We start from the raw sequence: 14,717 nt of genomic DNA, 5'->3' as shown, positions 1-14,717 counted from the left end.
AACAGCAAGGAGACGGTCATGACAAACAATCCTCCCTCATCGCGTATCCAGCCTGGCGAGTATGGTTTTCCCCTTAAGCTGAAGCCCCGCTATGACAACTTTATCGGCGGCGACTGGGTGGCGCCCGTCGACGGTGAATACTATTCCAACCTGACGCCCGTTACCGGCCAGCCGCTGTGTGAAATTGCCAGTTCGGGCAAGCGGGATATCGATTTAGCGCTGGATGCGGCGCATAAGGCGAAAGATAAGTGGGGGCAAATGTCCGTTCAGGACAGAGCGGCCATTTTGTTCAAAATCGCCGATCGGATGGAGCAGAATCTGGAGCTGCTGGCGACCGCAGAAACGTGGGACAACGGCAAGCCGATCCGCGAAACCATGGCGGCGGACGTGCCGCTGGCGATCGACCATTTCCGCTATTTTGCGTCCTGCATCCGTGCCCAGGAGGGGGGAATAAGTGAAGTTGACAAAGATACCGTGGCGTATCACTTCCACGAGCCGCTCGGCGTGGTGGGGCAAATTATTCCGTGGAACTTCCCGCTGCTGATGGCGAGCTGGAAAATGGCGCCCGCGCTGGCGGCGGGTAACTGCGTTGTGCTGAAACCTGCACGCTTAACGCCGCTTTCGGTACTGCTGCTGATGGAGGTAATTGGCGACCTGTTGCCGCCGGGGGTCATTAACGTGGTCAACGGGGCCGGGGGAGAGATCGGCGAATATCTGGCTACTTCAAAGCGTATCGCCAAAGTGGCGTTTACCGGCTCAACGGAAGTGGGTCAGCAGATTATGCAGTACGCGACCCAGAACATCATTCCGGTCACCCTGGAGCTGGGCGGGAAATCGCCGAACATCTTCTTTGCCGACGTGATGGATGAAGAGGACGCCTTCTTCGACAAAGCGCTGGAAGGGTTTGCGCTGTTCGCGTTTAACCAGGGCGAAGTCTGCACCTGTCCGAGCCGCGCGCTGGTGCAGGAATCCATTTATGAGCGCTTTATGGAGCGGGCGATCCGGCGCGTGGAGTCGATTCGCAGCGGTAATCCGCTGGATAACGTTACCCAGATGGGGGCGCAGGTATCGCATGGCCAGCTGGAAACCATCCTCAACTATATTGATATCGGTAAAAAAGAGGGGGCCGATGTGTTGACCGGCGGTCGTCGTAAGGTGCTGGGAGGCGATTTGCAGGAGGGCTACTACCTTGAGCCGACTATCCTGTTCGGTAAGAACAACATGCGCGTTTTTCAGGAGGAAATTTTTGGACCGGTGCTGGCCGTCACCACGTTTAAAACCATGGACGAGGCGCTGGAGCTCGCGAACGACACGCAGTATGGCCTGGGGGCGGGCGTCTGGAGCCGTAACGGTAATCTGGCCTATAAAATGGGCCGCGGCATTCAGGCCGGACGCGTATGGACAAACTGCTATCACGCCTATCCGGCTCATGCGGCGTTTGGCGGCTACAAACAGTCGGGCATCGGGCGCGAAACCCATAAAATGATGCTGGAGCACTACCAGCAAACGAAATGTCTGTTAGTCAGCTACTCCGATAAACCGCTGGGGCTGTTTTAATCTCCCGGCTCAGGCCGTCCTGGGCGGCCTGAGCCGGGTTAAAGCCGGGTGGCGGCTTCGCCTTACCCGGCCTACTTTTTACTCCCTCTCCCGTGGGAGAGGGCTGGGGTGAGGGCAACAGGCCGCAGTTATTCAGCCTTCATCCACCCATATCCGCATTTCCCCTTCTCCCCGGTTTGCCCAGCTGAACCACGGAATAAAGGTCAGCGTCTGGGGCTGACGTTCTACCGGCGAGTGGTCGTACTGCCACAGGGCATCAGTGTCCTTCGCCTGACACCCAATCCCTTCCGCCTGTATCAGCATCTTGTGCGCGAAAATGCCTTTGCCTTCAAATACCCGAAACGCGCTGTCTTGCGGCAAAGAAAGGTTATGCAGATTTGCGCCGTTATCGGCTTCTTCCAGGCAGTAAACCAGCGGCCCACGCTGCAATGCTACTTTCCCCGCCTGCTGGCGCACCTGCGGGTTGCCGTACACGCGGCGGACCGGCATCGGTAACGTCAGCGTCAGCGTGTCGCCTTCCTGCCAGCTGCGGTTGAGGTATAAGTATCCACGGGAGACCTCGCCTGTAATGGCTTGACCATTGAGCGAAACAGCCGGTTCCGCACACCAGTCCGGCAGCCTCAGGGCCAGCGTGTGAGTCACCGGAACTGGTGAGGTTATCTCGATTTTCACCTGCTCATGCCACGGATAGTTTCCGCTAATACGCAGCTGGAAGGTGTGTTCCCCCACCGGAATGGCGACATCGTTTCCCACGTACAGGTTGATCAACAGCGCGTCCGGGCGAACGGTATAAATATAGTGCCCCAGCGAGGTCAGCACGCGCGCAATATTCGGCGGGCAACAGGCGCAGCCGAACCAGCGCTGGCGCACCGGTTTCACGTGGTCATAGATATGGTTAAAGGCCAGTGTTTTCGGGTGCACTTCCAGCGGATTCACATAAAAGAAATGCTTACCGTCCAGCGCCATGCCACCCAGCACCGTGTTGTATAGTGCGCGCTCCATCACGTCGGCGTAGTGGCCGTCCGCCTCCATCTCCAGCATCCGGCGGGCAAACATCATCAGGCCGATGGAGGCGCAGCTTTCGGCATAGACCGTATCGTTGGGCAGATCGTAATCGCTGCTGAATGCCTCGCCGCTGCTTTGTGAGCCAATCCCGCCGGTGATGTACAGCTGGCGCTGTGCCATGTTGTTCCACAGCCGCAGGCAATCCTGACGTTTCCCTTCGTCGTTGCTCAGGCGCGCCAGATGCGCCATGCCCGCCATCAGGTAGACGAAACGCACGGCATGGCCGATGGCCGTTTGTTGTTCGGCAAGGGGCTGATGCGCCTGACTGTAGGCTTTGTCCTTGACCATCCACGCCGGGCCATAGGTGTTCCAGTATGACGTTCTGCCGCGCTTCTCATATTCGATATCGTAGAAGTGAGGCTGTGTGCCGCGTTCCTCAATAAAGTATTTCACCAGATTGAGATAGCGTGGCTCCTGCGTGACGTCGTACAGCCGCATCAGCGCCAGCTCGATTTCCGGGTGGCCCGGATAGCCGTGCAGCTGGTTTTCGCCCGGGCCAAACACGCTGTCGATATGATCCGCCAGCCTGCACACCACGTCCAGCAGGCGGCGCTTTCCGGTTCCCTGGAAATACGCCACACCCGCTTCAATCATATGCCCGGCGCAGTACAGTTCGTGGCACTCGGCCAGATTGGTCCAGCGCTCGGCCGGTGCTTTCACCGTGAAATAGGTATTGAGATAGCCATCTTCACACTGCGCCGCTGCGACCAGCTCGATCACCTCGTCGGCGGTTTTTTCCAGTTCGGCATCCGGCTTCTGGCACAGCGACCACGCCACGGCTTCGAGCCATTTCGCCACGTCGCTGTCCTGAAAGACCATCCCGTAAAACGCCCCCTGTTCCAGACCGGCCGCGATGCGGAAGTTGGCGATGGCGTGGCTGGGTTCAGCCTCCGCCACGCGATCGTTAAGCGCATCCCACTGGTAGGGGATTACCACATCGCGGACCAGCCGTTGGTACTGACCAAGAAACGGGTCGTTGATTTTCAGCTGATGCAGGTCGGCTTCCATTATGGTCATATCGTTCTCCTCAGGACTGTACATGACGCTGGCGCAAATCGGTGGCAATGCGCGACATCACGGGATTGTTAAGCCTGCACCAGCGGATAGCGACCGCCAGCAGCAGGTGGAAAAGGGCAGGGAGCAGCGTCTCCATGGCGGTGATGCCCTGCAATGAGGCGGGTGTCTGGTTGCCCGCGCCTGGCTGATAGGCCACGGCAATAAACACCAGGCTGATGATCCCGGCGCTGGATGCCCACGCGAGCTTGATGAAAAATAGATTGAAGGCGAAATTCATCCCCGAGGAGCGCACGCCGGTTTTCCATTCGCCGTAGTCATCGGCAAAGGCCATTAGCGAGAAGTGAAGCGGCAGGGTGAAGCCCAGGATCACGCCGTTACTTAAAATCACGATAAGCCAGAGCGTCTGGTGCGCCGGGCCACCTGGCAGGAACCACATTCCCATAGCAAGCGCAGCGAGTACCAGGTTGGTGTAGTAGTAGAGTTTGACGGTATCAATCCGCCGCGACAGCGGGTTGACGATCACCGCGCCCAGAATGGCGGCAAAGGTCACCATGGTGAAAAACAACGAGGTGTACGCCGTGCTGCCCTGAAGCACGTAGGTGATGAAGTACATGTACCCGCCGCCGCGAATGTTGAAGACGTTGATCAGCAGAAACGACATCACCAGCATCAGCAGCAGCTGATCGTTTTTACGCAGGCCCGCCAGGTGCTCGCGCAGGGTGAATTTCCCCATCAGCGCAAGCGGGACGCGCTCGCGCACCCAGAAGAAGCAGCACAAGAACATCACCACAGCGATGGCGCACAGTACGCCGACGCCCAGCTGATAACCCCGGGCGGTATTGCCCTGTCCCAGCTCTGACACCAGCCACGGCAGGCCAACGGAGACCAGAAAGCCCGCCACGCCGCACAGTACGAAGCGCCAGGACTGGCAGGATATTACCTCGTTGTGGCGGGTGGTCATGGTGTTGATCAGCGCGCAATACGGCACGTTGATGGCGGTATAGCCTACGGACAACAGCAAATAGGTGCCGAACGCCCAGGCGATTTTCACGCCCATGCTGGCGTCCGGGACGGTGAAGGTCAGCACGCCGACGATCCCGATAGGAAGCGCGACCCACAGCTGCCACGGACGAAAACGCCCCCAGCGGCTCTGCGTGCGGTCGGCAATCACGCCCATCACCGGATCGGAAATCGCGTCAAATACCCGAAGAGCAATAAACAGCGTGCCCACCAGCGCGGGCGTCAGGCCAAATACATCGGTATAAAAAAAGGTCAGGAAGTTCATGATCAGGCAGGTAATTACCGTGCCGCCCGCGTCGCCCAGGCCGTAGCCAATTTTCTCGCGGACTGACAGTCGGTCATCGGCTGCCTGTTTTGCAACTTCTGCGTCTGTAATCGGTGTGGAAGTCATGAGGTAACTCCTCGATAAACGATTTATTATCGTATTTGTGCAAGGTACCCCATTTATTCTGCATTCAACGGGCAGACCAACAAGGGAAGGGAAAAGTATAAAAAGGTGACGATTCCGACCTGATGGTAAAACTGTGAGTTTGATCGAGCTGTTCTGCTGATATTTATTAATAATCAAACAATAAACGCAATATTAGCCACCATAAAAGCGGGAAATTGAATATCCATGCTTGAATTATCCATAGCACTTCCGATTAAGGTTCAAAATGGCGGGTTATTTATCTCCCGGGGCGTGGGTCGTCATCCCGCACGAAAATTATCTTCGTGGGAGATAATCTTTGTCGAAAAAGGGACATTAACGATCCAGGAGGAAAATACGCTGTTTGAGGTAAACGCCGGCGAGAGTTTATTACTTTGGCCGAAGCGGCGGCATGTCGGTGTGGAAGATTTTCCGGGCGATCTCAAATTTTACTGGCTGCATTTTGAGGTGGATGAAGGCTTGCCTGTGTTGCCAGGTGCGACGCCACTGTCGATTGAGCAACACTGTAGCGTGCGGGATCCGCAATATGTTATTGCGTTATTCCGTCAGTTTTTAAGCGAGCAGGAAAAATTACAGCGTAGCCAGGCGCTGGAGATAATTTTGCTGTTAATTTTGCAGCAGATATCGCTCTCGCCGGGATATGAAGATAAAGCGGATGATGCGGGCGCAGCAATGGCGTGGAAGGCCAAACAGCTTATCCGCACTCACTTTCATTTGCCCATATCCACTTCACAGCTGGCGAAAGAGCTGCACTGCAACGCAGATTACCTGGGGCGAGTATTTCGCCGGACGTTTCATTTAACCCTGACGGAGGCAATACACCGCCAGCGCGTCAGGGCCGCTGAAAAATTGTTGCTGAACGATGCGGCCTCATTAACTGAAGTGGCCACCCGGTGCGGTTTTAATGACGTGGGTTATTTCCGGCAGATATTCTCGAAATATACCGGGTTAACGCCCGCCGTCTGGAAACGGCGGTACTGTAAAGAGCATATTAATTCCGGATGATTACTGGCCGTAATAGGCATTTGCGCCATGCTTGCGCAGGTAATGCTTATCCAGCAATTCCTGCTGCATAACCGGAAGCTGTGGTGTAAGCTGGCGCGAGAAAAGCCCCATATAGGCGCACTCTTCCAGCACCACGGCATTGTGTACCGCATCGGCAGCGTCTTTGCCCCAGGCAAACGGGCCGTGAGAGTGTACCAGCACCGCCGGGACCTGCATCGGGCTTATGTCGCGCTCCTCGAAGGTTTTGATAATGACTTCCCCCGTCTGGTATTCATATTCACCCGCGATTTCAGCCGTGGTCATCAGCCGCGTGCAGGGGATCGCACCGTAGAAATAGTCCGCGTGCGTCGTGCCCCATGCGGGTAAATCCTGCCCCGCCTGCGACCAGATGGTGGCGTGGCGGGAATGGGTATGCACGATGCCACCAATTTCCGGGTAACGACGATACAGCGCGAGATGGGTCGGGGTGTCGGAGGAGGGTTTTTTACTCCCCTCGACCACTTTACCCGTGGCGATATTTACCACCACCATATCTTCTGCGGTCATCACGTCGTACTCCACGCCGGATGGTTTGATCACCATCATGCCGCTGTCACGGTCAACCGCGCTGACGTTGCCCCAGGTGAACGTCACCAGCTGGTGGGCGGGCAGGGCGAGATTTGCCGCCAGCACCTCGGCTTTGAGTTGTTCTAACATGTCATGCCTCCTTCCTGCATTCGGGCTTCAATCCAGCGGCGCGCCTGGATGATCTCCAGTACCGGCTCTTTGGCTTTCTCGGTCCACATTTCAATCAGAAATGCGCCGCGATAGTTAAGTTGATTTAGCGTGTTAAACACGCCAACGAAATCGACGCAGCCCTCGCCAAACGGCACATCGCGGAACTGGCCGGGGCTTTTTTCGGTTACGGGCCGGGTATCTTTCAGATGGATAGCGGCGATGCGGTCAATGCCCAGCGTCAGCTCGGCGGTGACGTCGTTGCCCCACGCGCTCAGGTTGCCGACGTCCGGGTAAACGCTGAACCACGGCGAGGCGAGCATGTCGTCCCACTTTTTCCACTTGCTGATGGAGTTCATAAACGCGGTGTCCATGATCTCTACCGCCAGCATTACCTGCGCGGCAGTGGCCTGCTCTACGGCCCACGCCAGCCCTTCGGCAAAGCGCTGTTGCGTGCCCTCGTCATGCTCCTCGTAGTACACGTCATAACCCGCAAGCTGGATGGTGCGAATACCCAAATCACGGGCCAGCCGGATGGCTTTGGTCATGATCTCGCGGGCGCGTTCGCGCACGGTGTCATCGCGGCTGCCAAACGGGAAGCGACGATGGGCAGACAAGCACATCGACGGGATGGCCACGCCGGTCTCCAGCATCGCTTCCACCAGAGAGGCGCGCTGCGTGGTACTCCATTCAAGGCGCGATAAACGCTCGTCGGTCTCATCCACCGACATCTCCACAAAATCGAAGCCGCAGCTTTTTGCCAGAACCAGGCGCTCCGGCCAGGAGAGATCTTTTGGCAGCGCTTTTTCGTAAATGCCTAACGGATGCTGACGCATGGTTACTCTCCCCAGATGTCGCGAATTTGCGAATGGAATGCTTGTGCCACCTGCGGCGGATTTGCGGCGCCTGCCAGCGCGCGCCCGGCAATGAAGGCTTTGACGTTGATCTGCTTAAACAGCGGCAGGTCAGCGGGGGTGATACCGCCAGTGATGGAAAGCTGTAGCCCGATATCGGACAACGCCTTCATTTTGCTGAGATCCGCCTCGCCCCACTGCTGGCCGCTGGCCTGTGCGTCGCGTCCACGGTGGTATATCGCCTGCTTCACCCCGATGCGGTGCCACGCGCGCGCGTCGTCCAGCGTCCAGTTGCCAAACAGCTCCATCTGGATCTCGCCGCCGCCGCGCAGTGCGACCTCGTGGCCACGTTCAACGGTGGCCAGCGGGGCGGCACAGATGATGGTCATCCAGTTTGCGCCTGCGCCAAACGCCTGCTCAGCCAGCGTTTCTCCGGCATCGACGACTTTCCAGTCCGCCACGATAATTTTATCCGGACACTGCGCGCGCAGGGCGCGAACGGCGTTTAGCCCTTCGGTCAGGCACAGAATGGTGCCGGCTTCGACGATGTCGACGTGATCGGAAAGCGTCGCGACATCCCGCTGCGCGGCCTGAAGTGAGGTGTGGTCGAGCGCCAGCTGCAATAATGGTCGGCTCATAGGTCGTACTCCTTAACACGGGCGTGATAGCCCTGTAATGCTGAAATCAGTAGCTGGTAACGGTGATATTTGCGCTGGTAGGCGGCATGGGCACGCATGCCAGGTTCAATTATCCGGATGTCATGCCTGAGGGCGCGCTGAGCGGCGTAAAAATCGGGATAGAGACCTGTACCGACGAGCGCGGCCAGCGCCGCACCGGAACAGCCGGTCTCCTCCACCTGCGGGAGTTCAATCGCCAGGCCGCTGACGTCCGCGAGCATCTGCATCCACACGTCCGAATGGGTGGGGCCGCCCGTCACGCGCAGGGTCTGCACGTGGGGAAAGCGTTCGAGCATACGGTTGAGGTGGGTCATGTGGCTGAATACCACCCCTTCATAAACCGCCTGGAGGAGGTGCGCGCGGGTATGCAGCGCCTGCAAACCATAGAAGCCGCTGGTCATCTCCAGTCCGGCGTTGCTGCCGTAGAGGAAAGGCAGGAAGAACACATCGCTTTCAGCTTTTGGCAGGCTGGCCACGGCGTGGTTAATCTCATCGAATGACATTTCGCCCCATTGGGCCGTCAGCCATTCCAGGTTGCCGGACGAGGTGGGGCTGGCTTCGTGAACGATGAACTGCTGCGGATGGACATAGCGGCCATAGACGTAGGGGAACGGCTCGTTGTCGCGGATGCCGTGGGCAATCCCACTGGTCACGGCCCAGGTCCCCATTACGGCATTCAGCGTATTTTCGTCATGCAGCCCGGCGCAGATCGCGGTGGAAACCACATCAAACAGTCCACCAACGACGGGAGTACCCGCCGTGAGACCGGTCAGTGCGGCTGCCTGAGCAGTGATTTCCCCGCAAATTTCTGCTGAACCGATAATAGGCGGCAGGGCACCGTCAATGTCGCTGATGCCGAGCCAGCGCGTGAGCTGCGGATCGTACTGCCCGATATTCATGTTGTAGAGATTGGATTCCGAGATGTTGCTCTCTTCGCAGCCTTTGACCCCGGTCAGACACCAGCGCAGGTAATCGTGCGCCATCATCACGCTGCCGATTTGCTGATACCGCTGCGGCTCGTTCTCTTTAACCCAGCGCAGGAGTGAGGCCGGATGCCCCGTCCACAGCGTCTGGCGAGTATGCGGATAGAGCTTTTCGGGTATACCGTCCTGCTGCCAGCGTTGCACGATCTCCAGCGCACGGCGATCGGAGGAGAGTATGGCGTTACCCAGGGGGCGATCCTGTTTATCGAGCAAAAATAGCCCCTTGCCCTGGGCTGAAATGCCAACGCCTTTAATCTGACCGCCGTCAGCGCCTGAATTTTTAAGCAGCAGCGCGACGGTTTTGTGGCAGTGCTGCCAGAGCTGGTGCATATCCCGCTCGGCGTAGCCAGCGCGTGGGCTGAGCGTGGCCACTGAGCGGCGTTCAATACAGACTTCTTTGCCCTGGCTGTTGTATAAACCGGCTTTCAGATAAGTACCGCCACAATCGATACCCAGCCAGAAGGGCTCTTTTTCACTCATCTTCTTCTCGCTTAATTGCCGGGTGGCGCTTCGCTTACCCGGCCTACGGTTTGGTTTAGTGAATCAGGTGAGGGCCTCAGGCCGCACGCTTATGCGAGTTCACCGTGGGGTTGGGCTCTGCTCCGGCATCGCATTTCGCCGGTAACATCAGGGCCAGCAGCGATGCCAGCGCCAGCGAAACCGCCAGGCAGTAAACGCCTGCGTCTTTGCTGTACAGGGTGATCAGTACGCCTACCGCATAAGGACCGCAGAACCCGCCGAGGTTGCCCAGGGCATTAATCACGCCGCGAGCGCCACCCGCCATCTCAGCGCTGAACAGACGCGCCGGGATGGTCCAGAACACGCCCGCTGCGGATTGCAGGAAGAAGCCACAGCCCACCAGAGCGGCATAGGCCAGCCAGGTGTGCTCTTTCAGCGCCACGGAGAGGAACATGCAGAGCGCAAAGCCAATCAATGGCAGGGAAACAAACAGCTTGCGCTTGCCGGTGCGGTCAGAGAGCGTAGAGAACAGGAACATGCCGGCAATGGCGCCGATGTAAGGCAGAATGGCGAGCATTCCCACCTGGCCGATGCTGGTGTGCGTCAGTTCTTTCAGAATGGTGGGCAGCCAGAGGGTGTAACCGTAAATGCCGGTCTGGTAGAAGAAGTTGAGGGCGATCAGCTGCCACATGGTTTTGTCAGACAGCACTGCGCTGAGCGAGGCGTTTTTCACCTCTTTACCCGCAATGGCCTGCTGCTCTGCCGCCAGTGTTTGTACCAGGTAGTTTTTCTCGGCCTCAGAGATCCAGCGCGCTTCCTGCGGCCGGTCGTAGACGGTGAACGCCCACAGCACCAGCACAACAACGGACATCAGACCTTCAATAATGAACAGCCAGCGCCAGTCGAGAGCGGTGATAATCCAGCCCGACAGTGGGGCGGTGATGATCCCGGCGATGGGCACGAACATGATCACAATCGCGTTGGCGCGGCCGCGCTCGGCATCCGGAAACCAGTTACTGATCATCGTGAGCACAACGGGCAGCATCCCGCCTTCCGCCACGCCGAGTAAGAAGCGCAGCACCAGCAGCTGATACTGGTTGGTTACAAGCCCGGTCAGAACCGAGATCACCGCCCAGGCAACCAGCGACCAGCCGATAAACTTCTTACCGCTGCCGTGCACGGCAATTTTGCCGCCGGGAACTTGCAGGAACAAATAGCCAATAAAAAAGATCCCCCCCGCCAGGCCCGCCATCGTGGCGGAAATGCCCAGCTCTTCGTCCATACCGCCGGGCATCGCAAAAGCTATATTTACGCGGTCCATATAGGAAATAATGCAGGCGATAAGAATAGGGGGAATGATCCTTAGCCAGCGCTGGCGCGGAATGTCCGCGTGTAGAGCATTAGAAGAAATATTCATAGTTAATATCTCAGTGAAGGTAACCGGAAAATGTATTCTTTATTTTTATTGTGATGCTTTATTCATAGCGCTAATGCCGTCGCGCAAAATAGCGATGCGATGGCTGACGTCAGCATTAGCATTTATTTCCAGTAATTTAATACCGGAGAATTTCAATGTTGCGGCGCTCGCCGCAGTAAACAGCGTTTTTACATGTTCAGTGGACATGAGACTGTCGGCGCAGAACGAAGAAAACGGCGCGTGCAGATCCTGCCATTCTCCGTACTCACCGCGAGGGGTCGTGCCCGAAAACATCAGCGCCCCCAGTTTCCCGGCAGCGAGTGCCGCCTGAACATGTTCCAGCGGAAGGGCGGTGTTGCGACCTTCGATGGCCGAACGTGCCCAGTTGATACAGACGCTGATATCGGTCTCTCTCACTACCTCCAGCACCTGCTCTAAGGGCAAGAACCCTTTACGCGGCGCCGGGCTATTCATCGCATCACAGTGTTCCAGCACCAGATCGCAGCCCCAGTCCCAGCTCGCGATTTCCCTTACCGAGCGGGAGAATGCTTCTGTCGCTTGCTCGACAGAATCATTACCCGCCTGTGGTGCGGCCTGCATTTCCAGAGCGACCACTTTCCCGGGAAAGCGGGTGTTAACGGCATCAATCTTTTGATGCAGATGGCGGTAATATTCAATGCACGCTTTACGTTGTTCTTCGTCCGCGGACGCCAGGCCAAACGCGCCGTTGCTGCCGCGGCGGCGCATGGTTTCCATAACGGCTGTGACAACGATCTGCCAGTTGCCCGGCGTATGACGAAACAGCCATTCATCACCAAACGGATGGAGATTTTCAAGGCAAGGTTGTTCCAGCCCGCGAATATTTGGCGTGTCGGAAATTTCCCGCCAGAAGGCGTGTTCTTCCTGCTCCCCTTTCTGGTGAAACGAGGGTGCGCAGGGGTACGCACCAATAATAAAACCGGTGTTGGTCATTTCGCATTCCTGTATTTATCAGAAAATTAATCTAATTCACTGATGGCCACTTTCACCACAATTTTACGAATTGCGGATCCCTTGTTTTTAATACAGGCAGGACGGTGAACATCCTGCGGGAAAAATATGGCGTAACTGCCAGGTATCATTTCGATAAACGACTCGTGTTCGCTGTCGTGATAAAAAATAATATCCCGTTGCTCCAGCAATGATTCGCTGATTTTGTTATTCCCGGTATCAATAGCAATACCGATTTTTTCTTCGCCCCAGGCCAAAAACTGGATATCCAGATAGCGGCGATGGACTTCAGGGCGGTTCTCGTGCTGTTCCTTTGTGGTGAGGTCGAGAACCTGGGCAAAAATGTTGCGGCCTTCAATTTCGATCACGCCCGGCGCCAGGGTGGTGAAATCCGTGGTACGCAGAAAATTAAGCGCCTTTTCAATCGCCAGCGGCAGGCGACATGGATTTGGCTGTGTAATATGTCCGAATATCATGACCCACTCCTTACAGAGACTGGATTTTAGCCCACACGCTGTCGTCAATCGTGATGCCGTTGCGGCGGTTCTCCTCCAGCAGGCGTGTGAACTCATGGCCTGGCAGACGGACGGCGACGTTTTCATCAGCGCGTTCTGCGGTGGTGATGAAGTCCATGATGCGCTGTAGTTTGGCATCGCGGGTTGGGCCGTCGATCAGGCGATTCACTTCGATGGCGATAAAGATCTGCGATACGCCGTATTCGTCGCTGTTGTCCTGGGTCACTTCCGCAACGGATGCGCCGTCAGAGAGCAAGGTGGCGATCATGTCGAGCACAATCGATAAGCCAGAACCTTTCCAGTAGCCCATGGGCAGTATGCGGCGGTTTTTCTCAATCACGCCCGGCTCTCTGGTTAGATTGCCCTCATCGTCAAAGCCGCCGTCGACCGGTAATTCGCGTCCGGCCAGGCGATTCACCTCCAGCATGCCGTAGGAGAACATCGACATCGACATATCGACCATGGTGATTGGATTCGACGGAATGGCAACGATCAGCGGGTTTGTGCCGATGCAGCATTCTTTTGATCCCCACGCGGGCATCACGGCAATAGAGTTGGTCCAGCAGATGCCGATATAGCCTTTCTCCGCCGCCTGCCAGCCGTAGCTGCCGCCGCGCATCCAGTGGTTAGCATTACGCAGCGCCACCAGGCCGATCCCGTGATCGGACGCCAGCTCGGTAGCACGGTCCATCATCTTCTTCGCCGTCAGGTTGCCGATGGAACGCTGCGCATCCCACTGTTCGATGGCGCCTAATGTCGTTACGCGTTTCGGCTGGGCGTCAGGGAGGATGTCGCCTGCGTCAAGCTGCTGAATAAATCGCGGGAAGCGGTTGACGCCGTGTGAATAAACACCGGACTCCGTGGTGCGGGCGAACATCTCGGCGCAGGCGTCTGCGGTATCCGCTTTTACACCGCGATCGAGCAGAACCCGATTGAACGCCGCTTTCAACTCTTCGAAGGTCACTTTCATCCCTGTTCTCCTGTTTTTTTAGGGGCAAGTGCGAGTGCTTTTTTATCGCTAAATTTCACTATGCGAAATCAGATTTCAAATATAGCGATCAAATTTTGTCAGATCAACGACATTCACGTTTTTCAAAACCGATTAAAATCAAATGGTTGTGTTTTTTCTGTTGAGATCGTGAACTAAACCACACTTTGCGCTACCATCAGGGCGCGATAAACAGGAGCCATTTGATGAGCATAAAAGAGAGCGAAATGACGCAAGAAAAAGAGAGGCCAGCAGGTAGCCAGAGCTTGTTTCGCGGCCTGATGCTGATTGAAATCCTCAGTAACTATCCAAACGGGTGTCCGCTTGCGCATTTATCAGAACTGGCGGGGCTGAATAAAAGCACCGTGCACCGGTTATTGCAGGGGTTGCAGTCGTGCGGGTACGTGACGCCGGCGCCGGCGGCAGGGAGCTATCGTCTGACCACCAAATTTATCGCCGTCGGGCAAAAGGCGCTTTCATCGCTCAATATTATTCACGTGGCGGCGCCGCACCTCGAGGCGCTGAACATTGCCACCGGCGAAACGGTCAACTTCTCCAGCCGTGAAGATGATCACGCGATCCTGATTTATAAGCTTGAGCCAACAACCGGTATGCTGCGCACGCGCGCATATATCGGCCAGCACATGCCGCTCTATTGTTCTGCGATGGGCAAAATCTATATGGCGTTTGGTCATCAGGATTACGTGGCGAGCTACTGGGAAAGCCACCAGGAACAGATCCAACCTTTGACCCGCAACACCATCACCGAACTGAGCGCGATGTATGATGAGCTGGCGGAAATTCGCGATCACAGTATGGCGATGGATAAAGAAGAGAACGAGCTGGGTGTGTCATGTATCGCCGTGCCGGTCTTTGATATTCACGGGCGCGTGCCCTATGCCATCTCCATTTCGCTGTCGACGTCGCGCATGAAGCAGGTGGGCGAGAAAAACTTGTTAAAACCGCTGCGTGACACGGCGGAAGCTATCTCGAAAGAACTGGGGTTTAACGTGCGCGAGGCGTAAC

13 protein-coding genes are annotated in these 14,717 nt (G+C 56.7%); 3 read left to right on the top strand and 10 right to left on the bottom strand.

Annotated elements, in window-relative coordinates; genetic code table 11:
- The first annotated feature begins 18 nt into the window (after positions 1-18).
- Complete coding sequence (gene aldB, locus ACOT1A_RS20205; RefSeq protein ID WP_023307168.1) at positions 19-1,557, top strand: aldehyde dehydrogenase AldB; 1,539 nt, start codon at positions 19-21, stop codon at positions 1,555-1,557.
- A gap of 132 nt (positions 1,558-1,689) precedes the next feature.
- Here aldB and ACOT1A_RS20200 read toward each other — a convergent pair whose 3' ends face one another.
- Both ACOT1A_RS20200 and ACOT1A_RS20195 read right to left on the bottom strand, forming a co-directional pair.
- Positions 1,690-3,639, bottom strand: a complete 1,950-nt coding sequence (locus ACOT1A_RS20200; RefSeq protein WP_276170295.1) for a glycoside hydrolase family 127 protein — start codon at positions 3,637-3,639, stop codon at positions 1,690-1,692.
- Between the two features lie 10 nt (positions 3,640-3,649).
- Positions 3,650-5,050 (bottom strand): MFS transporter, encoded by a 1,401-nt coding sequence (locus tag ACOT1A_RS20195; protein ID WP_022649754.1) that lies wholly within the window; start codon positions 5,048-5,050, stop codon positions 3,650-3,652.
- Positions 5,051-5,275: 225 nt separating this feature from the next.
- Between ACOT1A_RS20195 and ACOT1A_RS20190 the strand changes: the two genes are divergently transcribed.
- A complete protein-coding gene (locus ACOT1A_RS20190; protein ID WP_193131664.1) occupies positions 5,276-6,094 on the top strand; it encodes an AraC family transcriptional regulator in 819 nt (272 codons plus the stop codon).
- On the opposite strand, the gene araD is transcribed toward ACOT1A_RS20190, so the two are convergent.
- The 8 genes from araD to yiaK all read right to left on the bottom strand — a co-directional run bounded on the left by araD (position 6,095) and on the right by yiaK (position 13,673).
- Positions 6,095-6,790, bottom strand: coding sequence for an L-ribulose-5-phosphate 4-epimerase (araD, locus tag ACOT1A_RS20185; RefSeq protein WP_276170294.1), 696 nt, complete (start codon positions 6,788-6,790; stop codon positions 6,095-6,097).
- Positions 6,784-7,644: an L-ribulose-5-phosphate 3-epimerase gene (locus tag ACOT1A_RS20180; protein ID WP_276170292.1), complete on the bottom strand. Its 861-nt coding sequence runs from the start codon at positions 7,642-7,644 to the stop codon at positions 6,784-6,786. Before ACOT1A_RS20180 ends, araD begins: the two co-directional genes overlap by 7 nt.
- Before the next feature lie 2 nt (positions 7,645-7,646).
- Complete coding sequence (gene ulaD / locus ACOT1A_RS20175) at positions 7,647-8,300, bottom strand: 3-keto-L-gulonate-6-phosphate decarboxylase UlaD (RefSeq protein WP_276170291.1); 654 nt, start codon at positions 8,298-8,300, stop codon at positions 7,647-7,649.
- A complete protein-coding gene (locus tag ACOT1A_RS20170) occupies positions 8,297-9,802 on the bottom strand; it encodes an FGGY-family carbohydrate kinase (RefSeq protein ID WP_275061945.1) in 1,506 nt (501 codons plus the stop codon). Before ACOT1A_RS20170 ends, ulaD begins: the two co-directional genes overlap by 4 nt.
- A 76-nt stretch (positions 9,803-9,878) precedes the next feature.
- Positions 9,879-11,198 (bottom strand): MFS transporter, encoded by a 1,320-nt coding sequence (locus ACOT1A_RS20165; RefSeq protein WP_038416906.1) that lies wholly within the window; start codon positions 11,196-11,198, stop codon positions 9,879-9,881.
- A gap of 45 nt (positions 11,199-11,243) precedes the next feature.
- Entirely contained in the window at positions 11,244-12,170 is a 927-nt protein-coding gene (locus ACOT1A_RS20160) for a DUF4862 family protein (RefSeq protein ID WP_276170290.1), read from the bottom strand.
- Positions 12,171-12,196: 26 nt separating this feature from the next.
- Positions 12,197-12,664 (bottom strand): YhcH/YjgK/YiaL family protein, encoded by a 468-nt coding sequence (locus tag ACOT1A_RS20155; RefSeq protein WP_045308999.1) that lies wholly within the window; start codon positions 12,662-12,664, stop codon positions 12,197-12,199.
- 10 nt (positions 12,665-12,674) lie between these two features.
- The gene (yiaK, locus tag ACOT1A_RS20150; protein ID WP_048966138.1) at positions 12,675-13,673 is read right to left on the bottom strand and encodes a 3-dehydro-L-gulonate 2-dehydrogenase; all 999 of its coding nucleotides are present in this window, start codon (positions 13,671-13,673) and stop codon (positions 12,675-12,677) included.
- A gap of 224 nt (positions 13,674-13,897) precedes the next feature.
- Here yiaK and yiaJ point away from each other — a divergent pair, with 224 nt between their 5' ends.
- Positions 13,898-14,716, top strand: coding sequence for an IclR family transcriptional regulator YiaJ (gene yiaJ, locus ACOT1A_RS20145; protein WP_015572751.1), 819 nt, complete (start codon positions 13,898-13,900; stop codon positions 14,714-14,716).
- Position 14,717 lies beyond the last annotated feature (1 nt).

It is taken from the genome of Enterobacter cloacae complex sp. SYL003, assembly GCF_049236925.1.
GTDB lineage: Bacteria > Pseudomonadota > Gammaproteobacteria > Enterobacterales > Enterobacteriaceae > Enterobacter > Enterobacter intestinihominis.
Note: the sequence above shows the minus strand (reverse complement) of the source record. Positions and strands in the feature narration are given on the sequence as shown.